21 protein-coding genes and 1 tRNA gene are annotated in these 24,732 nt (G+C 46.7%); 9 read left to right on the top strand and 13 right to left on the bottom strand.

The features are described from left to right. Nucleotides 1-150: 150 nt before the first annotated feature. A complete protein-coding gene (locus ACFQS8_RS00700) occupies nt 151-1,116 on the top strand; it encodes a D-alanyl-D-alanine carboxypeptidase family protein (RefSeq protein WP_382164743.1) in 966 nt (321 codons plus the stop codon). Between the two features lie 96 nt (nt 1,117-1,212). After that, nucleotides 1,213-2,259, top strand: a complete 1,047-nt coding sequence (locus ACFQS8_RS00695) for an acyltransferase family protein (protein ID WP_382164741.1) — start codon at nt 1,213-1,215, stop codon at nt 2,257-2,259. Here ACFQS8_RS00695 and ACFQS8_RS00690 read toward each other — a convergent pair whose 3' ends face one another. Beyond that, on the bottom strand, nt 2,260-4,500 hold the full coding sequence (locus tag ACFQS8_RS00690; protein WP_382164739.1) for a putative bifunctional diguanylate cyclase/phosphodiesterase: 2,241 nt from the start codon (nt 4,498-4,500) through the stop codon (nt 2,260-2,262). It lies immediately after the preceding gene. 706 nt (nt 4,501-5,206) lie between these two features. On the opposite strand from ACFQS8_RS00690, the gene ACFQS8_RS00685 reads away from it, so the two are divergent. Beyond that, complete coding sequence (locus ACFQS8_RS00685; protein ID WP_382164738.1) at nt 5,207-5,566, top strand: hypothetical protein; 360 nt, start codon at nt 5,207-5,209, stop codon at nt 5,564-5,566. 8 nt (nt 5,567-5,574) lie between these two features. On the opposite strand, the gene ACFQS8_RS00680 is transcribed toward ACFQS8_RS00685, so the two are convergent. Together ACFQS8_RS00680 and ACFQS8_RS00675 are read right to left on the bottom strand one after the other, a co-directional pair. Continuing rightward, the gene (locus ACFQS8_RS00680) at nt 5,575-6,456 is read right to left on the bottom strand and encodes a division plane positioning ATPase MipZ (protein ID WP_382164736.1); all 882 of its coding nucleotides are present in this window, start codon (nt 6,454-6,456) and stop codon (nt 5,575-5,577) included. Nucleotides 6,457-6,477: 21 nt separating this feature from the next. Then, nucleotides 6,478-7,161 carry a hypothetical protein gene (locus ACFQS8_RS00675; RefSeq protein WP_382164734.1) on the bottom strand — a complete coding sequence of 228 codons (684 nt, stop codon included), beginning with the start codon at nt 7,159-7,161 and terminating at the stop codon, nt 6,478-6,480. A gap of 112 nt (nt 7,162-7,273) precedes the next feature. Here ACFQS8_RS00675 and panC point away from each other — a divergent pair, with 112 nt between their 5' ends. Beyond that, entirely contained in the window at nt 7,274-8,152 is an 879-nt protein-coding gene (gene panC, locus ACFQS8_RS00670; protein ID WP_382164732.1) for a pantoate--beta-alanine ligase, read from the top strand. 56 nt (nt 8,153-8,208) lie between these two features. Here panC and ACFQS8_RS00665 read toward each other — a convergent pair whose 3' ends face one another. From ACFQS8_RS00665 to ACFQS8_RS00655, 3 genes are all read right to left on the bottom strand, one after another. Next, the gene (locus tag ACFQS8_RS00665; protein ID WP_382164731.1) at nt 8,209-8,634 is read right to left on the bottom strand and encodes a DUF1489 family protein; all 426 of its coding nucleotides are present in this window, start codon (nt 8,632-8,634) and stop codon (nt 8,209-8,211) included. 65 nt (nt 8,635-8,699) lie between these two features. Then, complete coding sequence (locus ACFQS8_RS00660) at nt 8,700-9,410, bottom strand: hypothetical protein (RefSeq protein WP_382164730.1); 711 nt, start codon at nt 9,408-9,410, stop codon at nt 8,700-8,702. 166 nt (nt 9,411-9,576) lie between these two features. After that, nucleotides 9,577-10,380 (bottom strand): enoyl-CoA hydratase-related protein, encoded by an 804-nt coding sequence (locus ACFQS8_RS00655; RefSeq protein WP_382164728.1) that lies wholly within the window; start codon nt 10,378-10,380, stop codon nt 9,577-9,579. Between the two features lie 202 nt (nt 10,381-10,582). On the opposite strand from ACFQS8_RS00655, the gene ACFQS8_RS00650 reads away from it, so the two are divergent. Both ACFQS8_RS00650 and ACFQS8_RS00645 read left to right on the top strand, forming a co-directional pair. Beyond that, nucleotides 10,583-11,065, top strand: coding sequence for a hypothetical protein (locus ACFQS8_RS00650; RefSeq protein ID WP_382164726.1), 483 nt, complete (start codon nt 10,583-10,585; stop codon nt 11,063-11,065). Nucleotides 11,066-11,232: 167 nt separating this feature from the next. Next, nucleotides 11,233-13,005 (top strand): patatin-like phospholipase family protein, encoded by a 1,773-nt coding sequence (locus tag ACFQS8_RS00645; protein ID WP_382164724.1) that lies wholly within the window; start codon nt 11,233-11,235, stop codon nt 13,003-13,005. A 25-nt stretch (nt 13,006-13,030) separates the two neighbouring features. Here ACFQS8_RS00645 and ACFQS8_RS00640 read toward each other — a convergent pair whose 3' ends face one another. The 5 genes from ACFQS8_RS00640 to ACFQS8_RS00620 all read right to left on the bottom strand — a co-directional run bounded on the left by ACFQS8_RS00640 (nt 13,031) and on the right by ACFQS8_RS00620 (nt 20,668). Further along, on the bottom strand, nt 13,031-14,908 hold the full coding sequence (locus tag ACFQS8_RS00640) for a lysozyme (RefSeq protein WP_382164722.1): 1,878 nt from the start codon (nt 14,906-14,908) through the stop codon (nt 13,031-13,033). 77 nt (nt 14,909-14,985) lie between these two features. Then, nucleotides 14,986-16,380 (bottom strand): magnesium transporter, encoded by a 1,395-nt coding sequence (mgtE, locus tag ACFQS8_RS00635; RefSeq protein WP_382164720.1) that lies wholly within the window; start codon nt 16,378-16,380, stop codon nt 14,986-14,988. A gap of 159 nt (nt 16,381-16,539) precedes the next feature. Then, a complete protein-coding gene (locus ACFQS8_RS00630) occupies nt 16,540-18,882 on the bottom strand; it encodes a DUF3772 domain-containing protein (RefSeq protein WP_382164718.1) in 2,343 nt (780 codons plus the stop codon). Between the two features lie 5 nt (nt 18,883-18,887). After that, the gene (locus ACFQS8_RS00625; protein WP_382164716.1) at nt 18,888-19,865 is read right to left on the bottom strand and encodes a zinc transporter ZntB; all 978 of its coding nucleotides are present in this window, start codon (nt 19,863-19,865) and stop codon (nt 18,888-18,890) included. 266 nt (nt 19,866-20,131) lie between these two features. Then, nucleotides 20,132-20,668 (bottom strand): hypothetical protein, encoded by a 537-nt coding sequence (locus tag ACFQS8_RS00620; protein ID WP_382164715.1) that lies wholly within the window; start codon nt 20,666-20,668, stop codon nt 20,132-20,134. Between the two features lie 116 nt (nt 20,669-20,784). Between ACFQS8_RS00620 and ACFQS8_RS00615 the strand changes: the two genes are divergently transcribed. Both ACFQS8_RS00615 and ACFQS8_RS00610 read left to right on the top strand, forming a co-directional pair. Then, complete coding sequence (locus ACFQS8_RS00615; protein ID WP_382164713.1) at nt 20,785-21,675, top strand: LysR family transcriptional regulator; 891 nt, start codon at nt 20,785-20,787, stop codon at nt 21,673-21,675. Between the two features lie 102 nt (nt 21,676-21,777). Further along, nucleotides 21,778-23,256 (top strand): glycoside hydrolase family 140 protein, encoded by a 1,479-nt coding sequence (locus ACFQS8_RS00610; RefSeq protein ID WP_382164711.1) that lies wholly within the window; start codon nt 21,778-21,780, stop codon nt 23,254-23,256. 94 nt (nt 23,257-23,350) lie between these two features. On the opposite strand, the gene ACFQS8_RS00605 is transcribed toward ACFQS8_RS00610, so the two are convergent. Both ACFQS8_RS00605 and ACFQS8_RS00600 read right to left on the bottom strand, forming a co-directional pair. Further along, nucleotides 23,351-23,437: transfer RNA gene (locus ACFQS8_RS00605), tRNA-Leu, on the bottom strand. 236 nt (nt 23,438-23,673) lie between these two features. Beyond that, complete coding sequence (locus ACFQS8_RS00600) at nt 23,674-23,916, bottom strand: FliM/FliN family flagellar motor switch protein (protein WP_051089142.1); 243 nt, start codon at nt 23,914-23,916, stop codon at nt 23,674-23,676. A gap of 91 nt (nt 23,917-24,007) precedes the next feature. Here ACFQS8_RS00600 and lipB point away from each other — a divergent pair, with 91 nt between their 5' ends. Beyond that, nucleotides 24,008-24,721 (top strand): lipoyl(octanoyl) transferase LipB, encoded by a 714-nt coding sequence (gene lipB / locus ACFQS8_RS00595; RefSeq protein ID WP_382164709.1) that lies wholly within the window; start codon nt 24,008-24,010, stop codon nt 24,719-24,721. Nucleotides 24,722-24,732: the final 11 nt, after the last annotated feature.

Here is a 24,732-nt window from a genome sequence, read left to right as displayed (position 1 = left end):
TTATCACAATTCATTGATCAGAATTCAGTTTGCAGCTTCCTCCACAAAACTTAATCTTCACTGCCTCAATTAGTTAACCTCGCCTCAATGAATCGAGATTAACATTACAACTAATTTACGCACGCATCTTAACAAGAGGGTCCCGCAGACATGACTATCCAGTCGAAATTCGCCGGTTTGACACGTAAACTCCTTATCGCCGGAACATTGTCTGTGCTCGCCGCATGTCCTTCATGGGCCGAAAAATACGCTTCTTATGTTATTGATATCGACACAAACACAGTTTTGCACGCACGTAACGCAGATGAACCGCGTTTTCCTGCATCTATCACCAAAGTGATGACGCTTTATATGGTGTTTGACGCACTCGAATCTGGTGATCTTATGCTCACGGACGAGCTAAAGATTTCCAAAACTGCAGCTGCTCAAGCCCCATCAAAATTATACCTTAAACCAGGTGAGACAATCACCGTTGAAACAGCCATAAGCGCGCTTGTAACAAAATCAGCCAATGATGCAGCCGTTGTAATTGCGGAACGCCTTGGTGGAACAGAAACACGTTTCGCTGCTTTGATGACTGCTAAAGCACGTCAACTTGGGCTTAAAAACACACGCTTCAAAAATGCATCCGGCCTCCCCGACGCTGCGCAAGTATCAACAGCGCACGATCTTGCACTCCTTGGCGAAGCCATGCTCGTGGATCACGCTGATTATTATGATTATTTCTCAATCACAGAATTTCAATATGGCCGCGCTAAATACAAGAACCACAACAATCTGCTAGACAAAGTGCGCGGTGTGGATGGCATTAAAACAGGCTACACACGTGCTTCTGGTTTCAACCTGCTCGCATCTGCTGAACGCGATGGTCACCGCGTTATCGCGGTTATGTTAGGCGGCTCAACATCAAAATCGCGCGACATGCACGTCACCGACCTCCTTGAAGCAGCATTTGATGTCATCGAAACCGATGGTTCAGATAAAAAGCCAAGCATCACAACCCGTATCGCCTTCAACGAATTGCGCGGCATGACAACGGATGATCTTAACTCCATCACTCTCAACGATATGGCAGAAGTTGACGAGAGCATTGTTGAGCAAGGCTCCTCTAAATAGGAGCACAACCAAAGCCCCCCCCTATTGCTTTAAGTTGCGCCAAATGCCATACCCCAATGACGTCGAAACGAAGACGTAAACATTGGGTTGGGGCACATGGTAAAGTATAGACACGCGCTAGATGGCTTGCGGGCCATCTGCATCATTTTCACGATTTTCAATCACATTTCATTTGTACCGCGCTATATTGATGGCTCGTTTGGCGTTGATATTTTCTTCGCCTTAAGCGGGTGGCTAATCACGTGGCTTCTATTGCGGGACACGTCAGCGGATGAAAAGTTCAATCTGAAGGCTTTCTATATCAGGCGCTTCTTCAGAATTGTCCCCTTATACGCCTTTACTATTCTTCTCTATTTTTGCGCTTCCACGCTTTTAGCGCGATTGGGACAGCCAGAGAAACAACATGATTTCCTTCGTGCCCTTCCCTATATTGCCTCCTTTAATAGCGAGTTCAGACCACTTGCCGCAGGCGACTCTTTTCTCCATGCATGGACGCTCGGCATAGAAGAAAAATTCTATATCATCTGGCCATGCATCCTATTTTTCTTGGTCAAAAAGCCACTTTGGGCATTCTCGGTGTCAGCACTTATTATAGGTTGCTTACTCTTTGTATCTCACGGTGAGAGTTTTTTTGTACGCGGCTATTTTGGTCTTGCCTTTGGCGCATTGCTGGCGATCATCGTCAAAAACAAACCCCACCTCATAGACATATTCAAGAAAAGCGAGATTGCATCCATTTGTGTCGGTCTGATGGTCCTCACATACACAGCATCTCTCATATTTCCGATGGTCAATATCTGGAACCTCGCCATGTCGTTTTTCGGTGCGGGCCTTGTCGCAAGCTTATGGTTTAATACCCACAGCCCAACATCCCGCATCTTATCCTTTGCTCCACTTGCATGGGCAGGAAAACTCACATTCGCAATCTACTTAACGCATGTGCTCGTTCTAAACGCTGTAGAGATTGCCATTGCTAAACTCGGTTTAGAAAGTTCAATGATGTTAGAGTTTATACTCGTCTACCCACTCTCCATCGCTTTGGCATACATGCTCCACGTCACGATTGAAAAACCCTGCATCGAAATCGGCCGCTCTATCGCAAAAGGCCCCATCATACACACGGGTCTATCACCGCGCATTTGATCACGCGCTTCGCACACCACAATGCCAGTCATTCACACTTTGACTCGAACGGCCTTCAAGGAATGACTGCGCATTTTCAATATTCAGGGGTTTGGAGAAATAATACCCCTGAATGAGCTGACAGCCCAATAGCTGCACAGTTTCCAACTGCTTATACGTCTCAACACCCTCTACAATACACGTCACATCAAGGCTGCGGCACAAATCAACAATCGTCATCATAATATCGCGTGTTGTTTTGCGAGTTTCGATATCAGAGATAAAAGCGCGATCAATTTTCAGTCGATCTATGGGCATTTTCTGAATGTAACTAAGACTGGAATACCCCGTTCCAAAGTCATCCAGCGCAATGCCAACGCCCATATTCCGAAATGGTTTCAACACCTCATTGGCATGCTGAAAGTTCAGCATCATAGTCGTTTCAGTAATCTCAAACACGATACGATGTGGCGCAAACCCACTCTTCATTATGATCGCCATCAAATTCAGCGCGGTTTCATTCGAAGAGATATCAATGGCGGATAAATTAAACGATAGATATGTGTTTTCCGGCCATGATTTCGCCGCTGCCAATGCTTTCCTCAGCAATATGGAACTTAACCCGCCCACAATTCCAAGGTTTTCAGCTGCGGGAATAAATTTATCGGGCGGCACTACCCCTATAACGGGGCTTGTCCAACGCGCTAACGCTTCCATTCCCACGACATGCCCCGCCACACAATCTACGATAGGCTGAAAAAACACTTGAAGTTCAGCTTCTAAATCAGCGTCTAATAAACACTGCTCCATTTTTCGTTTGCCGCTGATTTGCAATTCATGCTGAGTGGAAAACGTAACTGATGTTCCCTTGCAATTCTCCTTGGCATGGTAAAGCGCATAATCAGCGCATTCAAATAAACTCTCAGACAAGTGCTTTGTCGCTTGCAATTGGGCAAACCCAACCGTTCCTGCAATGCGCACAACAGCATCATTTAATGTGAAGGGAGATTTCAAACTCGCGCATATTGTAGCCCCTAATGCCGCCAGATCATCTTCTGTCCCACCATTGCTTACAATAATACCAAACTCATCACCGCCAAGGCGCGCGAGGAACACCCCCTCATCCATCAAGCCTTCTAATCTGCGCCCCACAGCGCTCAAAAGCTGATCCCCCGCGCCGTGGCCATGAATATCATTCACAGCCTTAAATCCATCCAGATCAATAATCCCAACACTCAATGTAGAATACACATGTGCCTTAGGGCCATTTAGTTCTTTTAATTCGCGGAAAAAACACCTTCTATTGGGAAGCGACGTCAGCGCATCTATATAAGCGAGCTTATCAATTTCCAGGCTTAATTTCTTATGCCGATAGATAACACTCACCAGCAAACCAATCCCGATAGCACCAAGCAATCCAAGCAATAATATAGAGAGCTGAGACAATGACCTATGGATATTCCCCTGATCCTTGGCGTATTTTGCCCGCTCAAAAGACAATCGAATTAATGTGCTCATCACACTATCGACTATCGCAAATGCTTGGTCGATTTCTTCAATCGTATTATTGAGGCGTTGGCGGTTTTCAGACCATTTGGTGAAATTCCGGCTATAATCTTCCAAGTTTAAAATCAGGTCTCGCTTTAAAGAGGTTTGACCAATTCTCTCTTCAATTTGCGCTTTGAGCATATGCATACGGTCAAAATATCGCTGCATATATTTAGGTTCATCCCGCAGCATAAAGTCTTTTTCATGCCTGCGCAGATACATCAAATTAGCTAATAGCTCTGAATCTCCCAATTCTTGGATTTTACTTTCAGCACTATGCGCTGCGATCCGCAATTGACCTTCAAGTCCTGAATTTTGATCCAATCCTATGGATTTGTGAAACTCAAAAAGCTTGCGTGCCGAAGCATGATATTTCAACAACCCACTTTGTAATTGAACCGCTTCTTCAATGTCTAAGGGGAGCCAGCGTGCATCAATCTCGCTATATATTTCACCAAATATGGTTTCAAATTCAGATAGCAATTCAAGCTTTCTCTCAATTGCAAAATCCTTTTCAAGCTTTCGCAATCCAATCACTTTCGTCTCAAGCAAAAGCCCGGAAGAAACTAACTCATTTTGCTTACGTTCTGTCGCAAGTGTCTCCACGCCCACAACCGATGTATAAATATAATACCCGATACAGAATATCAGAAAGAAACCGATTACCGATCCGATCAGCGTTTCACGTTTATCAATCGTACTTATGGAGTGCATTTTTTCAGCCAACACAGCAATAGAGACAAGAGGTTCCTTGCTATGTGAATTGGATTAATTTTCAGTGGTACACAATCGTCACAAAACTGTCTTAAACCTTATTTTTATAGTGTTTTTTCTATCATTTTACCCTCACACAAAACCTTGAGTTTTAGCTGAATGCAGTCTTCAATCTATAGAAGCATTCCTGCCTGAATGCACATTCATCATTCCGAAACAGAAAACTTATCCCCCTCCTGAAAACCTCGTGCATACTACCTCCATCACATCTCATGGGGCGGCTCGCGACCGATCGTGCTGGGGTGGGATGGTGTACCCTTCAAACCACATAGCGCATTCGGAGTGTCTATGCAGGTGTTGGGCGTGCTCTAGGGGATATCCTTTGCGGGGGTGGCTGTCGTCATCCTTAGCGGGCTTTGGGGGCAGGAACCCCTTATAAGAAGGAACCTCACCACGGTAAATCACCATGCGAGGCACGCAGATTTGCGGCCTACTTACCTGCTGAGGCCCGTGTGCAGATCGGGTCTTAGCTATACTGCCAAAAATCTGTGTGCTTCGCGCCCTGATTTTACGATTAAACCTTATACTCTCGCATCAGAAATGGTGGCGGAGGTTTTGGTGTATGTGTGTGTAATTTAGCATCTTTCCAACACCCAAATTTCACGCAAAACTAAAGACATACAATGAGCATTTGGAAATCCACGATATGAAAACCTCAGACGCATTTTTAGATAAATACGACGTCACGCTATTTGTCACTGATACGCCGGTGTACTTTGATATTTCCGCATCTTTTGATGAAGGCGGCAAACTCACCATCAGCAAAGGCAATAAGGACGATGATTGGTATCTTCACATCTCTAAAGGTGAAACACCTGCCCTTAAACGCGTTTTAGACAAAACCTGTAAGCCCCGCATTCACACCGGCGATGCAAATGCCGATACACTCGCAATGCTCAAAGCCCAATTTGGCGGTGAACGCGATGCATTTGAAAATATCTTAAAGTTTTTAGATAATCGCGGCGTAAAATACACCCAATCCCATTGGATCGGATCAGATCAATAAGAGGTCGCCTAAAACGATATTTCCTCGCCTTCCATACCCGGCAATTTCAACACTATAAGCAGGTCTCGGATTTCTTGACGCGCCGCCACATGGCTCATTGTAAAAGCGACATTTGATCCAGCTTCAGTCAGATCAAGCAATGTTAAACCCATAGGAAAGAGTTCACGATATATCACCCGCTCAGACAAACCCGGCGCAATCCGAAACCCAATCCTGCGTGCAAGATTATCCAGTGCCTCACCCACGCGCTGCTTATTGCGCGCATCAAGGGGCGACATACGGTTACGCATCACCACCCAATCAATTGGTTTACGGCTGGTTTTGGCTTTGCGTTTACGACAATCCCACACTTGCTCCGCATAGAAACTTGGTCGCACGACTTCCAGCGTTTGCGGGTCAATATCACCCAGAAGGTCAAAGTCGACAAAACTATCATTCAACGGTGTGATCAGACTATCCGCAGAAGAATGCGCCATGCGGGACAAGAATGTGTCCCCACCCGGACTATCTACAATAATGAAATCACATGTCTGAGAGAGACGCTTCACACTCTCATCAAAACGTTCTGCTTCTTCTTGTTCCGCCGCATCCAGATCTCGCGCTTGCGACCCATCAATACGAATCGTCTCCGGCACAGGCAGGCTACCACCGGTGGTCTGGTTCCAGCGAATACGGTTTTCAAGATAACGGGAAAAAGAGCGCTGGCGCACATCAAGATCAAGCAAGCCAACCTTTTTACCCATACGCATCAACGCAACAGACAGGTGCATAGCAACGGTAGATTTCCCCGCGCCGCCCTTTTCATTCCCGATGACAATTACGTGCGCCAAACGGTTGCTCGCTGATCTGCCAGCGCCAGCCTGCTCGGCTCCTTGAATTGTCATAGTCATTACTCCACAGTCCGCCAAATATTACTGAAGCACATTACCAGCTTTAGCTGGCTCACATGCCCCTGCGACTCGGCTCAAGTCAACACACACATCCGCAACTTCTTCCGCACTCGCAAAAGGCCCTGTGGATAGTCGTACACCGCCGCCGACTTCATCGTAATATGGGGTTAATTCTTGTAAATCCAACTCGGACTCCAAACGATTCCAGTCAGCTTGTGCAGCTCCTTGGGTCGGATACATCGCCAAATCTGCGTAACGGAATAAGGATTTCCCTTTCTCCAACGCTGGCGCTTTTTCATATTCGTCTGCATTTTCTGGCATATCAACAGAAGGCGTTGTCTCAGAAACTGTCACTTTTGAAGTGCTTTGCAGCGGCGCAGGTTTAGCTGCATGCTCACTATCTGCATAACTCAGCGCAGGTTCATCTACGGGCTGCATAATCTCAAGCGCGCTACGAAGCGTCTTGAGTTCATGGTTCAGCGCTTGAACCTTAGACTCAAGTTCATCCACCATCGCCAAATCATCGGCGGGTTGATAACCACGAAGATTAAGGGAGCGAACACTCCCCTCAGGCGGGTCTTGACGACGCGCATCATCGTAGAAAGAAGTTTCACCAGATCCGGATATGCGGGTGCACGCTGATAAAGCGATAGCGCCTACAGAGAAAACCGAAACACGAAGAATATGGAGCAAGTTAATTTTCATAACTCTAAAATCGCGCAACGTGGTTAATACATCATTGATATAGCGCGACCAAATCACCCATTTTTCGTTCACTTCTTGATAAAACAGAGAAAAGAAATTAACGCTTCGCATCATGAGCACACAAAACAAAATCCAAGTCCTTCGTACACCAGAAGAATTACGCCGCTGGCACACCGCCCAACGCCGCGCGGATAAGCGTATCGGCTTCGTCCCGACAATGGGCGCTTTGCATGACGGCCATGTCTCTCTGGTCAAAGAAGCGCAAAAACATGCTGACAGCGTCATTGCATCCATATTCGTGAACCCAACCCAGTTTGCGCCGAATGAAGATTTTGACAGCTATCCGCGTACCCTCGATTCTGATCTTGAAAAACTTGAAGCGGCTGGGTGTTGTGCAGCCTACTGCCCTGTCGCACGCGACCTCTACCCCGAAGGCGATGCAACAAAGGTTTATGTCGAAGGTCTCTCCAGCATCCTTGAAGGCGAACACCGCCCGCATTTTTTTGGCGGTGTCACAAATATCGTCTCGCGCCTCTTTATTCATGTTGCGCCAGATGTCGCTGTATTTGGACAAAAAGACTATCAGCAGCTCATGATCATCAAACGTATGGTCAAAGATTTAGGCATGGCCGTTGAAATCATAGGTGCGCCGACTATCCGTGAAAAAGATGGCTTGGCCATGTCATCTCGCAATCAATACCTCTCCGCCGATGAACGCACAAAAGCAGGAAATTTTGCAGGCGCTTTGCGCAAAGCCGCATCAAGTATTGAATCCGGTGAATCTATAAAAGCAAGCATAGACCAAGCGCTCAAAGACATTGCAACAGCAGGACTTGGCCCGATAAACTATGTCGCTGTGCGCAATGCAGACACGCTCGCCCCACTCGAAAGTGATACTTTAGAAAAAGGCACAAATGCCCGCATCCTTACAGCCGCATGGATGGGCAAAACAAGGCTCATTGATAATCTTCCGCTTGCGGGGAAGAAATAAAAGGGTTCGTGGAAATCACACTAAAAAACCCTCATAAACATCCCGCAAGACTTAACCTACCAGACGCCCGCTTCCTTGAGCGCTAAGGCTAGGTGAAGCGGGGTGTCACCTAGAGAGCGCGCAGCTTGCGATATGTCTGGAGGCGCGTCCGATGATTTCAAATAGCGCCACCCCTGAAACGGACGCTTCACCTTCACATGAACCGGCACCAACTCAGGATCAAAATGGATAAGACAAAACTTTGGCGCGCCTTCAATTTCAACACGTTCAATCTCGATAATGCGCTGACGTAGACATATCTTGTGCTTGATAACCCAATACATCGAACCACCATTGATAATCTCAGGGCCGCGCTTAGGCATCATTCGCGTTTCATGCACAGGATTAGGCGATAAGCCAGCTGCTTTTCGTCTTTCAATTACGCTTTGCTGCCACTGGGTGAAACTCTCAACAGATTCAGCACCCGCAGCCAGTTTAATCATGTTTAACGCCATATAGGCTAAATAGGGCGACTCTCAGCTTAGGTCAGCCCTCTGAATGTAAAATTTTAGTGAGACGGATAAATTTTAGACTCTAATTCCTGACGCGCATCACCAGCCAATGAAAACGCAACATCTGTGACTCGGACGGCAAAAGAGCGCTCGTCCTTCATGCCAAACCGTCCGCCACTCGCATACACATCATAACCAGTTACAAATGTGACCGCCCATTGCGTAGAGCGACCAAAATTGTACACTTGACGATATGTATCCACCCAAGCGCCTTCTGGCGTTTTAAACGGTGTATTTATCGAATATTCCAATCGTGACAAATTCCCCGTCTGCGCATCAAGAGTTAACCCACCAACCATGCTTTGGGATAAGATAGCGTCTACTGGACCATCATTGCTCGAAAGCTTATGCTGAAACGCAACGGTCCATCCTGTTGCCGTTTGTACAATCTCGCCCTGTCCTAAACTGGAGCGCAGATCATCCGCAAATAAACGCACATCCGGTTGAGCTTCCCTAGCCCAATCATCAACAATCGCATCAAGTTCTTCATCTTCACCGACGCGTCGAGAGATCCGAAAACGCCGGCTGGGCGGCTTTAGCGGGTCATACTCAATTTCTCGCACCGCACCCGCACTTGTAATACTGGCACGAAAAGCTGCCCGCATAGAAGGAATAGGTTCTGCATCCATCAATGCGTTATTGAGCGTTTCTATCGGTGATAATTGGCCACCCGCCAGATAAAGTAAAACCCCAACCAAAGCCGTCATCGTTAAAAGATCACCCATTCAAATGGAAAGAAAACGCAGAACACATTTACAAAAAAGCCCCTAAGAAAAAGGAAATCCTTTTCATTAGAGGCTTTGGTCTCACATCAATACGTTCAAAAAATGCAAACATCTTCGCATTATGAAGGCATTGTAATTTTAAGAGCGATTATTCTTCACGCGGTGCCCATGCAGGCCGACGTTCTTCAACCATCGCTGTCAGTCCTTCCACACCCTCGCTAGAAGAGCGTTGCTTGCTGCTTCGTTTCGCAACAGCATGCATCAGTGAATTATCAATAGGTTCAGCCTGCACAAAAGAGACAAGCTCCTTCGTGTTCGCCACAGCCGTCGGACTCGCCTTAAACACAAGCCCCGCAAGATATTCTGCGAGCTCTTCCATTTCACCTTCATTCTCAACAGCGTATTGAACCAAGCCAATTTGCTCGGCAAAACCTGCATCAAATGTCTCACTGGTGAGAAACAATGCCTTCGCCCAGCGTGGCCCGATTGCCTCCACGACAAAAGGCGCTATCGTCGCAGGCAATATTCCGCGAGAAACATCCGTGAAGCTAAAGCCTACTCCTTTGATCGCAATCGCGACATCACATGCCGCCACAATACCCAAACCGCCGCCACGCGCATCTCCATGCACCATAGCAAGAGTCATTTGCGGCATGTCATAAAGTTTGTGCAGCATGTTCGCCATAGCCAACGCATCTTCTTCATGCTCTTTTTCAGTGTAGGCAATCGCCGCTTTCGTCCATTCTTTATCTCCGCCGACGGAGAAAACCTCCCCTGCACCCCGGAAAATCACAAAGCGTACTTCTGGCGTTTTTGCGACCAAATCAATCGCGTCAGTAAGCTCTTCCACGACGAGCGTGTTAAACGCATTATGCTCTTCTGGTCGATTGATGAGAATGACCGCGAGACCCGCGCGCGAAACATCGAGTTCTATATGTTGGTAAGTGGACATAGATCATTCCTTTTTTCAAAACACGCCATCACATAAACATACACGAGACCAAAGCTGAACCACCAGCGATGTTTTAACGCACACTATTTGTAAGTTCGCCCACAAAACCTGATTTCAGACACATTTCATTTATTCAGAATTAATCCAATATAGGCAAGTATTAGCTATAAAACCCAAATAACAACTTGTATTTGAGAGCATCGTGTCACTTCCCGTACGTTTCCGTAAAGAAAAGCCAAAAATAGATAAGAGCCGATTACGTGGCCTCTTCTTTGGATCTCTGTCTTTTATCGGGGTTATTCTTGGATTGTTTTTGTGTTTCAGCATAACAATGGATGGCGTCAAATTCCTCAACAGCACGCCAGAAAACACTGCCATTGGGGAACTCGCCTTTGCTTGTAATCGCGCAATGAGTCATAATGACATTCGCGATACTGGCGGGTGTCGCTGTATAGCTAAAGCTGCCCTGACTGATGAGACTCTTGGCCCCAAAAGAACCAAAGCCCTACAAGTTTATTTTGAAAAATTAGAAACGACGACTGAAACCTTAAACGGCCATATCCCATCTCAATTGGAAGTATCTCGCTCGGTTGGGCTCATATATGGACACCCATTCCTGCGCGCTTATGGGCAGTGCATGCAAACAGGCTTGCAGTCAGACCAAACTAAAACAACCATTAACTAACAACCGACCTGCTCGATAACGAATATACGAAAAATCAACACCAAAGGTTAGCCATAAATTCTTACACATTTGTTTGGTATTGTCAGATACACTAAGAAAAATTCTGATACATCCTGTTTCCAAAACTTATATAAGTTTTAGCTGGAATGAATAAATGAGCGTAAAGTATGGGCCTCCTACCAAGTAAAGAAAAGAAACTCACCCAGTCGGTGCTTGATGGTATTCCTTTTTTGCAAGACGTACCCAAAGCCACATTGAAACTGCTTGAAAATGAAGTCTCTCACTTTTCAGTCCCTGGTGGACAACAGCTCTTGGCAGCAGGCTCCGCCGCAGATGCTATCTATTTTGTTATATCTGGCTCTTTAGGTGCCTTCACCCCCAGAATAGATGGCAGTTCAGAATTTCTAGGCCATATTCGCGCGGGTGAGCCCGTTGGTGAAATCGCTCTTGTCGCTGGTGAAAGCCACAATAACGATGTTTATACCCTGCGAGATTCTGAACTCATCCGCCTCACGCGAAATGGATTCATGAAGCTGATAAAATCCAGCCCAGGCTTACTAGAACGCCTCACCCGCGTCCTATTGCTTCGCTTACGCAAATCTCGCCGTAAACAGCCTCAACGCGCAGAGCCTCGTGTTTTCACGCTCTTAGCAACATCACCAACAATAGACTTAGACCTGCGTACGAAAACCCTCGCACAAGAGCTCGAGAAGCTCTCTCTTCGTGTAAAAATCGTTGATGAAAGCGATGCCGATAAAGATTCGCGTTACTTCGATGATTTGGAATCGCGCCACGATATTGTTTTATTCAAAGCAACTGTTGGCGACACTAATTGGTATCGCATGAGTATGCGCTATGCTGACCGCATTTGGGTTATGGCAAGGGCAGACGCACACCCATCGACTCCACTAATGCCAGAAGATGATAATCCAACCCGCCAATTCAAACTTGTTGATGTCGTCCTGCTCCATCACGGTAATTCTCGTACAGGTGCTACACCCGAAAAATGGCGCAACGCGGCCAAAGCCTCTCGTATATTCCATTGGGATGGTTTAGCCGATGATGATGCTTGCCGCCTTGCTCGTGTCATGGCGGGACGTTCAGTGGGCCTTGTCATGTCTGGCGGTGGAGCACGTGCCTATGCCAGCGTCGGTGCAGTACGCGCACTTCGAGAAGCAAATTGTCCAATTGATTTTGTAGGTGGCACTTCAATGGGCGGCGTTGTTGCTGCGTGTGTCGCGGCTGGCTGGTCAGATAGTGAGATTGACCGCCGCATCCGCAAAGCCTTCGTCGAAACCAATCCTCTTGGTGATTACAACCTTCCCGTCGTGGGACTGGTAAAAGGGCTAAAAGTGGACCGCCGACTTGAAGAACATTTTGGCGATATGATGATAGAATCTCTTGATATCCCATTCTTCACAGTCTCAACAAACCTCACTCACGGCACTGTTCGCATACACCGAGAAGGTTTACTGCGCCACGCTCTACGAGCATCTATCGCATTGCCAGGCATACTCCCACCTGTTGTTGAAGATGATCAGGTTTTGGTGGATGGCGGCGTACTCAATAATTTTCCGGCAGACATCCTCAAAGACATGCATCGCGGACGCAATATAGGAATTGATGTGGGGCAAGCAGATAAGGGCTTAAATGCTGAAGACTTTATCAACCCGCCCGGTTTCTTCCGCTGGACATTTAAACACGGCTTTAAAGCAGCGCCTCCTATCGCAGCATTGCTAATGCGCGCCGCGACCGTCAGTGTAGACCCGAATGAAGGGGCACAACATATTGATATGTTGGTTTTACCCGACAGCGAAGATACAGAAATTCGTGACTGGAAAGCCTATGACCGTGTCGTCGAAGGCGGATATTTAGCAACTAAGCGTGCCTTAAACGAAATCAATGGTCCGCTTGCACGTACGCTTCATATAACTCCCTAAGCAGGAGCAATACTCCGCCTCTTACTTACTTTCCGCGACGCGACACAAGGAAATAAGCTGCCATAAGGAATATTAAGCCACCAATGGCAATCATGAGCGGGCCAAAAGCGATATCGCTTTGGTTCACAATCTTACCGGGTTGCGCTTTTCTGTAAAAATCCAACACTCCCAATACGATAACAGCGATTGATGCGAACATAACACCAATCCACAAACGCCCATCAGAACGCGATGCTTCGGCATTATCTAATTCGTTTTGAGGAATATCATAGGCTGTTTCCTCCTCTAAAGCATCAAACCGAGGATCTTTAGGAATTGAGTTCTCAGCATAGCCATAGCCTGTTTGCAGCTCTTCTTTGGCAGCCGCTTCGACATCAGTTTTGGCACGTTTTTTAGGGTTTAGTGTCTCCGCTTTGCGATCATCATCAAAAACAGAAAGCTCCTCTTGGTCCTGCGTAAGACCTTGAGATAAATTCCATGCGTCTTGAGTTGAACCTTCTACATCATCCACAACTGGGACTTTGTCATTCACTTTTTCTGTAAGTGTCAGAAGGTCAGGTTCAAAAATACTCTCTAAGCGTTTTGCAACAGCATCAGCTGCTTCTTGAGGTGTTTTCGATGTTGAGGAAGGTGTTTGATCTTCTTTCTCAACACTCTCTTCAAGCAAGCTAAGAATAACTTCTTCTGGTGTTTCTTGTGATTCAGCAGCATCCGCGTCTGTAGTGTCTGGGTCAATTTTAAGCGAACCAATAATTGCATCATCATCAGACAGGATATCAAATTCACTTGCAGTATCTTTTGCCGCCTCAAAATCGGTAGATTGCTCATTATCTTGATCAGGCAAAACATCATTAGCGACAAGACGTTCAACTTTTTCAGACGCCAACGCAACTGAGCGGATGCGCTCATGCGTGGTTTCCACCTCTTTAGGCAATGTATCAACGACCGGATCGGACGAAGCTTCACTTGTATTCAGTGCATCATCTACTTCCGCACCAATAGCACTGAACACGTCTTCATCAGTTTCGCCGATAAAAACGATTTCGTTCTCATCCAACTCAGCCTCTTGTGAATCAATGTCTTTTTCATTGGCGTATTTGCTAAAATCATTGGCATCATTTTCTCCGATAAAATCCACTTTAAAAGCATCAAGATTAGTGTCTTTTTCTAAATCTTGTTCGGCTTTAGCGGTGGTGGCGTCAGAAAATGCCTCACCTTTATCTGCTTTGCGATTCAGCAATGCATCAATATCAAGCGTATTGCCCGCGCTTTCTGGATTGATAGACCCAGTCGCAATTAACCTCTCAATAGCCGACGTCATGCCTGCAACATCATCCTCACGCGGCGGTTGCGGCGCTATTGGACTAACCTTATTTGCTGAGAGGCCTTCGATAAGACCGCGATCAATTTGCGGCGCTACTAATGGAGTCGCAGCTGTCGCACGACCATCTGGGTGCTCAAGAAAAAGTGCTTTTTCAATAGCACGGCGGCGCACAAGCGCATCCACGACACAAACTTGACCATTTATCCGAGCTTTACGCCAAGCTTCTAGCGCATTCGCTGCCCCAAGATGATCTCCTGTATTTAATCGGTGCAATACATCACTGTCCCGAAATAGGCCAAGCGAGATATTGAACACAAATGATACAAGCGCGTCATGTTGGTTCTGGTTTAAGGGTGAGAATAATAAATCTTCAAACGCCTGCTCAATTGGCTTTAAGTCATACACCAACAGTGCTTCAGCATCTTCAGGTGACACTCTAACGCCTTCACGCGCTGATTTCACGTGTCCATGCCCAATAACCCAACGTCCGTCGGGGAGACGTGTCGCGCGCTCACGATAACCTTCAAAGCTCTTGATAAGAGCAAGGCCCGCACGAGAAATACGAAGTGAAAGAGTCATAGGGTTTGGCCTGAACTTATTACTATACATGTCGTTTGGCCAAACATATGCAATAAGGGTGCCTCTTTTATGGCAGCCTACATTAACACCGCCGTCGCCAGCCCGAGAAACGAGCTAAAGGCCACAATATCAACACTTGTCAGCACAAACACAGACGATGCCACAGCTGGATCAGCCCCCAATTTCTCCAAGCCAATCGGGACCAAAACGCCCGACACTCCCGCCCAGATAAAAGTGGAGAACATAGCCACCGATATCACACCGCTTAATTGCGGGTCTTTAAACCATACTAATGCGATCAGGCCCACACCTACAGAGAACACGACGCCGTTAAACATAGCGGTCAAAAACTCCCGTCGCACAGCACGACCAGCTCTAGCCCCTTGCATATCCCGTTCAGCAATCGCCCGCACTGTCACCGCCAAAGCTTGCGAACCTGCATTCCCGCCAAGTGCTGCAACAACCGGCATCAGCACAGCCAACGCAATAATCTCGGTCAATGTATCTTCAAATATAGAAATCGCACCTGACACGATAAACGCTGTAAACAAGTTCACGCCCAACCATGGCGCGCGTGATTGCACAGCATCCCATACGGATTGATACGACCCACCATCGCGCACCCCCGAGAGTGCAAGCATGTCTTCTTTGTTCTCCTGATGAATAACATCCACCATGTCATCCACAGTAATCATACCCGTCAAACGTCCTGCTTCATCAAGCACAGGCACCGATGCAAGGTTATATTGTTGGAAGATGTACGCCACTTCTTCTTGGTCCATATCCGGCTTCACCGCCGCAGATATATCCACACCCAAATCAGATAACAGCGTCTCTCTTGGTGCACAAATCAACACAGAAAGCGGCACTGCACCAACAAATCTAAAACCAGGATCAACCAAATACACCTCGAAGAATGGCTCCGGCAAATCCTCCGTTGAGCGCATGTGATCAATCGCTTGACCCACAGTCCAAAACTCTGGAGCGGCAACAAAATCCCGCTGCATCAGACGTCCAGCGGTTTCCTCATCAAAGTTTAGAGACGTTTCAATTGCGGCTCGGTCGGTCGCATTAATCTGTTCAAAGACGCGTTCTTGCCGGTCATCCTCAAGGTCAGATGCCAAAAGCGCAGCGTCATCGGAATCCAGTTCTCCCAGAACATCCGCCACCACTTTATCAGACAATGCATTCAGCGCATCAATCCGCAAATCTTCCGACAATTCCGCTATCGTGTCACCGGGCAGCATATCATCGAGCAATTTAACAGCTGTGTTGAACGTCTGACGTGGCATCTGCTCAAACACATCCGCCATATCGGCAGGGTGATAATCTTCCATCGCGACGATCAACCCATCACGTGCGCCCGCCTCCACCAGATCAATGAACAGATCAACTGTTTCTTCATCAACACCGGATGTTTCGCTCAATAACTCTTCGTGGGGAGAAATAACTTCGTTTATCTCTTGAGTCATGCTGGTGCCTCGCAGACTAAATCCAGACATCTCCTTAAACCAATACCCAACCAATTGCGAGTGACATTGCATCCAGAAAAGCCATGCTTGATAAAACAATTATGACCTATAATTTCACCCACCATTTCTAAGAGGTTTTGGTTTAGAAACCGCCTATTTTCAGTCCTCTTTGTTTGAAATAATATGCACATCGCGTTGCGGAAAAGGAATGGAAATCCCTGCTTCCTTCAATTTCTTGAAAATCGCGACTCGTAAATTTGATCGTATCATAATCCCCTGCTTCACATCGCTTGTGAAACAGCGCAGTTCAAAATTCAGCGAACTATCCGCAAAATCGCTAAAATACACGAAGGGTGCCGGATATTTTAAAACCTGCGTGTTTTCTTTAGCAACGGCTTCAAGCAACACCAACACTTCTTCTGGGTCAGCATCATAAGACACTCCCACATTGATCACCATGCGCCCGATTTTATCTTTATGCGTCCAGTTGGTTACTGCACCCGATATAAGCTCAGAGTTGGGCACAATCACTGAAGCACGATCAAATGTCTCAATCTCAGTGGACCGAACACTAATCTTTTTGACGAACCCCTCGCCGGACGCGGTCACAATCCAATCGCCCACTTTAATCGGACGTTCAAATAAGAGGATCAATCCAGATACAAAGTTGCTAACAATACTTTGCAATCCAAAACCAATACCCACCGATAGCGCACCAGCGATAATCGCTAGATTAGACAGGTTAAACCCAAACGCGCTCACCCCCGTCAAAAATGCAAAGACCAGCCCGATATACCCAATGAGCGTTTTCAGGGAGTTTTGCACTCCCACATCTATCCTCGACTTCGGGAAAACACGCACTTCAGCTGTTTTCTGAACAAAACGCGTCAGCGAAAGAATCAGTAGGAATACACCTATTGCCGTGACGATTTTCAAAACAGAGAAATTCACATTCCCGATTTTGAAACCAATAAAGGCATCCATAATGCCATCACGTACATCCGCCCAATCAGCGCCAAGCAGCAATAAAGCTGGTGGAATAAATGCAAGGATTGCCACAAAATCTACTGCAAAACCTATCCAGTAAAATAATAGATTTTCATGTCCACTATTGGCCTCTTTTGATTCGTTTTCATTGGGCAATGTGAACCGCTTATCAAACAAGCGCACCACTTCATGAAGGATGGACCTCAACACCCAAACTACTGCCGCTAGCGCAACAAGGAAGAAAGTTCGTGTTGTAAGATAATGGCCTAAATCAACATATCCAATACAAGCTGCAACTATAGAAACACCCGCAATAAGGCTCCCTAACAAGCGCACATGCGACCAATAAGACGTCGCCTCAATGACCTTCACCTCGTCGGGATTATCTTCCACTGGATGCTTGTGCCAATTTGACGGTCGCGACAGCATGAATAAGGTCACGGAAAGGATAATCGTCGTCACAGCCTTAACTAACGTCACAACTGAATCTGTTGCGCCAGCTAACTGCAAGGACTCCATTAACACCCGCTCGGCTACAATTGTGAAGGATGACACGAACAACAATGTTCGTAATCTAAACACTTGCGCATCAGCCAATTCTGCAATGCGCCATTTGGGTGCATTGGGTGCAATTAATCCGGATATAGCGGCATCTACCATGCTCAGCGCGACAAAGCCCAACCATATAGTACGCGCCAACGCCTCACCTTCTTGAGGGATAAACCCCATAGATCGCAGCGCTTCGTAAATAATATATCCACCGACAAGCCCGGGCAGAAAACGCGCAATCGTAAACACTGCTAGCACTAGCACTTTACGCCAGCGCAACACCTCAACACCCTCCAATCTATGCGCAATCGTCTTTTGCAATTGCCGGCGTATTGGAATGAAAAAAGCAAAGGCGAGCAAGAACGCACCACCCAAAATCAAAAGCGGTGTCCACCCCTTACCTTGCTCTGCCATACGTGTTTGAAAGTTTACAAATTGCTGTTTCCCTCGTGAAAAATCAGTCACAGCTTGGGCGAATGCATCCTGCCATATTTGTGGGCTTAATATTGACCCACTGCGCGCAAATACGGATGATGAGAATTGCTCACGGCGCAAGCTTGCAATCTCTTTCATCAATCGGTCAGCCTCGGCCATATTGATATCAGATTTACGCAAAATCCCATTTAACCGAGATATCTCCGTGTTTAGCCTGTCACGTTCACGCGCAATGCTCGCCGCTTCTTGAGGACCGCCTTCTTCTGGTGCTGGGCCCAATCTTTCTAAATCAGATGATGCTGCTTCAAGTTGCGCACGTAGCGGAGCTGATTGTTGTTCCGCGTCTCTTTGCAAATCCCGCAACGAATCACGTAACGCAATGAGATCAACATCCTTTTCACGCAGATTATTGGCAATCACCTCCAATTGCTCGGACCGTTGCTGGAAACCGGACATATCTGCTTTGTCTACTTGCGCAAAAGCTACGCAATTTACAAAAAACGCTATGAAAAGAATAAAACCGATACGCATCAAATCTAGATCCAGTTCTTTTTCCGAAACCAAAGCATTAAGCCAAGCGAGATAACTGCCAACAACACACAAAACGCCGCAAATGCAAACGGGTTATCCGCGCCCGGTATTCCGCCAATATTCACCCCTAGCAACCCTGTGAGAAACCCCAAGGGTAAGAAGATTGCAGCGACAACAGATAAAACCAACATATTACGGTTCATCTCTTCACCACGTTGATCAGAAAGCTGATCGTACAAAATAGCACTACGTTCGCGCACGGCATCCAATTCTTCCACCATCCGCGTGATTCGATCCAACGTTTCGCGAAGTGTGATTTGTTGCGCCTCATCTAGTATAGATAAACCATCCGAAGTCAGCTTACTCAAAGCTTCCCTTTGCGGACCAATATGCCGACGCAGCATAATCGTCGTGCGGCGCAATTTGGCTAAAGATGTACGCAAACCTTCTGGCTCAACTAGGCTCATCTCTTCCATCTCATCAACCTTGTCGCTCAATCCGCCAATGACAGGGTCCATACGTTCCGTCAAAGCCGCAGCAAGGTCTGTTATAAAACACCCCACTGTTCGCGGCGGGTTTCCGCTTTCAACGGCTTCTCGAATTCCAACCACCGCCATAAGACGGCGCAAGCGAACCGAGACAACTAAATTTTTCTCCACCCACATCCGAATAGACACCATGTCTTCTGGATTAGATTCTGGGTTTAGATTCACGCCGCGAAGGTTAAGCAATATACCATCATCATGGCGTGCAGATCTTGGCCGCGTATCTTCTAAAGTGAGAGAACGCGCAACCACATCGTCGACATGATGACGAATCCATTCACGTGTTCCGCCATGCGCTAAATCAAGGTGGACCCAGCGATAGGCAATATCGGGATTGTGTGGCTCAACAACTTGCAAGCTTGTTAGTTTTTCAACGCGACCATCTTTGTGAACATCAAATGCATAAATCGGCTCAACGGCCTGTGCGCCACTCATCATTATTGATCTCTTATCCAGTGGCAAATGCCAATTTCTAAATGTGATTCACTACAGACTATCGCGTTTCGCCTACTCTCCCAACGCTTTAAACACACAAGCAAAGCAACATAGTACCTGCAAGCATAAAGAACTTGCCCTTCATAGTACTTTCAGAGCAAAACCAGACGACTATCATCCCCAGCAAAGGCATAAAGCAAAGGGGCACCAGCGCATTAGCTGGCACCCCTCACACTACTCTACTTTAGGCTACTCTACACTCAATGGCTCTAATTCACGTTTGATGCGATTTCTTTATATTGCGTCTCAACGGATTTCATTTCTTCTTCACCCTCTTTGATAAGGCGCTTACCTTTTTCAATTTTGGATCTACCATCTGAAATGTCTTTTCGAGCTTTTTTCTGCTTTTTCAATGCGTTATTCAGGTCAGACTTGGCATCTTTTAGGTCTTTACTTAAAGATTTAATGCTATCGGCCTCATCCATAGCTTGATCAGGGTTCACAGCATCTCCAAGCGTAGAAATCGCAAGATCATATTTGCTTTGCGTTGCATCAACATTGCGCTGTGCTGCACGCTCGTCGGCTTCAGCCTTATCTAATGCCTTGTTTCCTTTACGAACTTTCTTGTTTCCATCACGCACAAGATCTTCACCAGTCGCAAGTTTTTTCTCGCCTTTTTTCCAGTCTTTCGCAACCTGACCGACTTCATCTCCAAAGTCTCTACCTGTTGACGCACATCCCGCTGTGCCAAGTGCAGCAGCAGCAAGGATTACGATAATGGCCATTCTTTTATCGAATTTAAACATAGCCTTTTCCTTTCATGCTGACGGGAAGTTCCGCCTATGCATTTCGTTTTAAAGACTAGATTTAAATCAGGCAAACGAATATAATTGGGCTTTAATATCGAAAAAAGCGATTTAAAATGGACATCACCCAAGCTCAAACCTTCCTCGCGATTGTTGAATGCGGTAATTTTATCGAAGCCTCCAAACGCGTATATGTGACCCAATCAACAGTCAGCGCACGCATAAAATCCCTTGAAGAACAATTAGGTAAGCCACTTTTTATTCGATCCAAAGGTGGCTGCGAACTCACTCCTGCTGGCCAACAATTTTACCGTTTCGCACATTCCATGGTGCGCATATGGGAAGAAGCCAAGCATCATGTCGCTGTGCCTGAAGGTTATGAAGATACATTGATAATTGGCGGACAATACAGCCTGTGGAATCGCTTATTGGTGCAATGGGTTCCCCATTTTCAAGCTTTAATGCCCAATGTTGCTTTACGCTGCTCTATAGGAATGCCAGCGCGCCTCATAAGAGAAATGGGAGAAGGCGTAATGGACATCGCCGTTGTCTACCAACCCGAACAACGGCCAGGTATGCATGTCGAAGAATTATTCGATGATCAACTCATCCTCGTTACAACAGACCTGAGTATACCTCTTCATAAAAACTATATTTACAACGACTTAGGGGAAACTTTTCGGTCAACTCATGCAGCAGCTTTCCCTGACCTTCACAATCCAGGCCTGACAATAAATTTGGGGGCTATCGGCGTAAACCTTGTGATACGTAATAAAGGTGCCGCCTATTTTCCTCGGCGAATTGTCCAAGACTATTTGAATAAAGGGGTACTTTTCAAAATTGAAACAGCACCAGAATTTTCCTACCCCGCCTATGTTGTCTATCAAGAAGAATTCTCAACACCTCACATTATGGAAAGCGCACTTTCGTCTTTGAGAGACATAGCAAACATGGCCCAAACCGGAGACCTACCGCCACCATTCTGGCAAAAACTAATCTCAAAATAGAGTGTAATCGTAAAGTCATGCCTAGCCTACTGACCAAAAGCAGATACATTGACCTTACCCCACATTGGCATCGCCTAATATCTCTCCTCTGAAAGGAAAAATATGCGAACCTCCCTATGCCTCGCCATGAGTTTACTTCTCACCCCTATTTCAGCTTGCGCGTCATCACCTTGGCAACAGCATGGAAAATTAGAAGTTTCTGAAAATGGGCATAGAATACAATATGAAGATGAAACACCTTTTCTTTGGATTGGGGACACCGCTTGGGGACTATTTCAACAGCTCACGAGAGAAGAAGTTGACCTATATCTCGATCACCGGAAAGAATTAGGCTTCACAGTCATTCAGTCTGTTGCCTTCTGGTACCCTCATGGTGGAGGCCTCCCAAATGGCCCACATAATGCGACCAATGCTTATGGCCACCGCCCATTTTCCGGAGAAGATGACGCCCCCAATACAAGCGAACCACTTATCGTAGACGGCGGGTCATCATCCGATCCCAATGACTATTGGGACCACGCTGATTACGTTATAAATGCAATAGAAAAACGAGGCATGCACCTTGCTCTACTCCCTTGCTGGGGCCGCGCTTATGTCACACCTCAGTTTTCAGGTGCCCACCCCGAGTTTACAGCTGAAGAAGCAAAGAAATATGGCGCATTTCTAGGAGAGCGTTATAAAAACTACCCAAATATAATTTGGGTTATAGGCGGCGATGCAAAACCTGAAATTGCACCAGACGAAAACAATCCTTCCGCCCAAAGTTATGATCACAAAGACATATTCAGAGCTATGGCAGAAGGTATTGCCTTAGGTACAACCCAGAAACAACTCAGCTGGAATCAACCCGATAAAGCTTGGGATGAAATCTTCATGACATATCATCCTGACGGTGATGTACCGTACAATTCTTCGAGCTGGTTTCACAATGATGCTTGGCTTGATGCAAATGGTGTAGAAGTCTGGAAGGAGGTCGATCACGTCTTCTCAACGATGCTTCGAGATTATCAGCTATCCTCTCCCGCCAAGCCAAGCCTTTTTCTTGAAGGCTCATATGAATATGGATCTTATCAACATGGGTGCGGATGGGTAACTCCTTTAAGAGCAAGGAGACAAGCCTACCATACGTTCTTCGCTGGTGGTGCAGGCCACACCTATGGAGCTGGCCCTATCTGGGCTATGCGTGGCACTGATGGCGATTACAATTGCGGCCACACATGGCAAGAAGCCCTAGACTTTCCTGCAGCCTTTCAATTGGCAAGCATCGCAAAGCAATTCCTCATTGACCACAATTGGCATGATTGGATTCCCGATGACAGCTTAATCACAGGCCCTAAGGAAGAAGGCGAAAACCTGAAATCTGGTGTTTCTTCTCCCCAACACGAAATAGCTCTCGTCTATTTTACCAACACATCTTCTACCGACGTAAAGAACACAGCTTCATACCCCGCATCCGCGCAATGGTTTGACCCTCGAAATGGAAACAAACAAGACGCAGGTAACTTCCAAATAGGCCAAGAGCGTTCGATGACGCCACCTAAGGAATGGGAGGACGCTATTTTAATCCTCGAAAAGGACTAAACATCTCTTCAATCAAATATTGCTTTAAATAACAGTATTATGAGACATTTCTATCCGAGTTCCCCGCTTGGCACGGGGCCTCTCTAGGATAGTTTGGTGCGGCCGAGAAGACTCGAACTTCCACGGGTTTTACCCCACAGCGACCTCAACGCTGCGCGTCTACCAATTCCGCCACGGCCGCAAACCGAAACGAGCAGCGACATATACAGATAGCTACGCGCATGTGAACCCCGAAAATTCACCATAATGAATTATTTTTTTGATTTGGCAGAGAATTTGATAAAAAAACGTCAGATTACTGAAATTTTCTTTCGCCTGAACACCGCCTCCATAGCAGCTACATGGTGTCTGCGACCAGACTGGGCACCTACAGCTACCAAGCAGCTTTGGGTGAGCTTATAGTCTGATAACCGAATGCTATTGCTCTGTGGCGTAATAGTCTTCTACTTGCGCAGCACCCGTTATAGATACGGATACACGTTCACCATCAATCACTAGCTCACCGCGTGCGATTGGGTGATTATTTGCAAGAATCCATACTTCATCGTATTCGCTAGCGTCCAAAGGAATCACAGCACCACGTCCCATACGCAATAATTGTTGCATAGGGATTTTGGAGCGCCCTAAAAGCACTGTAATCTCTATTTCGACGGAATCCATTTGCGACGACAAGAAAGAAACCCCATTTCTTAGTTATTAACCTAGACTTGGAAAATGACCTATCTAGGTGAGTAAGGAGTTAACATATTCAATGAGCGCGTCGATTAGTTCAAACATTCACGATCAAAGCATCCCAAAAATTGAATGGGCTATCTCTGACAATCTTGTTGATTACAACAAAGCCGTAGAAATAATGGAGGCGCGCGTCGCAGCTATTTCAGCGGGTGAAGCTGCTGAACTTGTATGGCTTCTGGAACACCCGCCAGTGTATACTGCCGGCACTAGCGCCAAAAAGGATGATCTTACCGACCCAGACCGCTTTCCTGTGATTGATGCAGGTCGCGGCGGACAATTTACATATCATGGTCCAGGCCAGCGTGTGGCGTATGTCATGCTGAACGTTGGCAAACGTGGGCGTGACGTGCGCGCGTTTGTAAGTGGATTGGAAGAATGGGTTATCGCGACGCTGGGAGAGTTTAATATACGGGGTGAACGGCGCGATGGACGCGTTGGTGTATGGGTGGACCGCACTGCATCAACCGGTCAAATGCACGAAGACAAAATAGCCGCCATAGGCGTGCGCCTACGCAAATGGGTGTCATTTCATGGCATTAGCTTAAATGTAGAACCCAATCTTGAGCACTTTAGTGGAATTATTCCCTGCGGTATTTCACAGGATGGATTGGGCGTAACCAGTCTCGCCGACCTTGGTTATCCGGTTACGCTCCCAGAAGTAGATAGTGTTCTTAGAGGCCAATTTGAAAAACTGTTTGGGGAGACGGTCAACGCCTCCCCTCCAGCCTAAAAGTAGTAATG

This window comes from Hirschia litorea (assembly GCF_042665075.1).
Lineage (GTDB): Bacteria > Pseudomonadota > Alphaproteobacteria > Caulobacterales > Hyphomonadaceae > Hirschia > Hirschia litorea.
Note: the sequence above shows the minus strand (reverse complement) of the source record. Positions and strands in the feature narration are given on the sequence as shown.

What these genes read in the sequence shown, in the direction of transcription:
- ACFQS8_RS00680 (WP_382164736.1), bottom strand. Translation starts at nt 6,456, where the DNA reads ATGACTATGACAATTCAAGGAGCCGAGCAGGCTGGCGCTGGCAGATCA.
- ACFQS8_RS00630 (WP_382164718.1), bottom strand. Translation starts at nt 18,882, where the DNA reads ATGCGTATCGGTTTTATTCTTTTCATAGCGTTTTTTGTAAATTGCGTA.
- ACFQS8_RS00640 (WP_382164722.1), bottom strand. Translation starts at nt 14,908, where the DNA reads ATGACTCTTTCACTTCGTATTTCTCGTGCGGGCCTTGCTCTTATCAAG.
- ACFQS8_RS00645 (WP_382164724.1), top strand. Translation starts at nt 11,233, where the DNA reads ATGGGCCTCCTACCAAGTAAAGAAAAGAAACTCACCCAGTCGGTGCTT.
- mgtE (WP_382164720.1), bottom strand. Translation starts at nt 16,380, where the DNA reads ATGACTCAAGAGATAAACGAAGTTATTTCTCCCCACGAAGAGTTATTG.
- ACFQS8_RS00620 (WP_382164715.1), bottom strand. Translation starts at nt 20,668, where the DNA reads ATGTTTAAATTCGATAAAAGAATGGCCATTATCGTAATCCTTGCTGCT.
- ACFQS8_RS00665 (WP_382164731.1), bottom strand. Translation starts at nt 8,634, where the DNA reads ATGATTAAACTGGCTGCGGGTGCTGAATCTGTTGAGAGTTTCACCCAG.
- panC (WP_382164732.1), top strand. Translation starts at nt 7,274, where the DNA reads ATGAGCACACAAAACAAAATCCAAGTCCTTCGTACACCAGAAGAATTA.
- ACFQS8_RS00615 (WP_382164713.1), top strand. Translation starts at nt 20,785, where the DNA reads ATGGACATCACCCAAGCTCAAACCTTCCTCGCGATTGTTGAATGCGGT.
- ACFQS8_RS00690 (WP_382164739.1), bottom strand. Translation starts at nt 4,500, where the DNA reads ATGCACTCCATAAGTACGATTGATAAACGTGAAACGCTGATCGGATCG.
- ACFQS8_RS00685 (WP_382164738.1), top strand. Translation starts at nt 5,207, where the DNA reads ATGAAAACCTCAGACGCATTTTTAGATAAATACGACGTCACGCTATTT.
- ACFQS8_RS00610 (WP_382164711.1), top strand. Translation starts at nt 21,778, where the DNA reads ATGCGAACCTCCCTATGCCTCGCCATGAGTTTACTTCTCACCCCTATT.
- ACFQS8_RS00625 (WP_382164716.1), bottom strand. Translation starts at nt 19,865, where the DNA reads ATGATGAGTGGCGCACAGGCCGTTGAGCCGATTTATGCATTTGATGTT.
- ACFQS8_RS00660 (WP_382164730.1), bottom strand. Translation starts at nt 9,410, where the DNA reads ATGACGGCTTTGGTTGGGGTTTTACTTTATCTGGCGGGTGGCCAATTA.
- ACFQS8_RS00655 (WP_382164728.1), bottom strand. Translation starts at nt 10,380, where the DNA reads ATGTCCACTTACCAACATATAGAACTCGATGTTTCGCGCGCGGGTCTC.
- ACFQS8_RS00695 (WP_382164741.1), top strand. Translation starts at nt 1,213, where the DNA reads ATGGTAAAGTATAGACACGCGCTAGATGGCTTGCGGGCCATCTGCATC.
- ACFQS8_RS00700 (WP_382164743.1), top strand. Translation starts at nt 151, where the DNA reads ATGACTATCCAGTCGAAATTCGCCGGTTTGACACGTAAACTCCTTATC.
- ACFQS8_RS00675 (WP_382164734.1), bottom strand. Translation starts at nt 7,161, where the DNA reads ATGAAAATTAACTTGCTCCATATTCTTCGTGTTTCGGTTTTCTCTGTA.
- ACFQS8_RS00600 (WP_051089142.1), bottom strand. Translation starts at nt 23,916, where the DNA reads ATGGATTCCGTCGAAATAGAGATTACAGTGCTTTTAGGGCGCTCCAAA.
- lipB (WP_382164709.1), top strand. Translation starts at nt 24,008, where the DNA reads ATGAGCGCGTCGATTAGTTCAAACATTCACGATCAAAGCATCCCAAAA.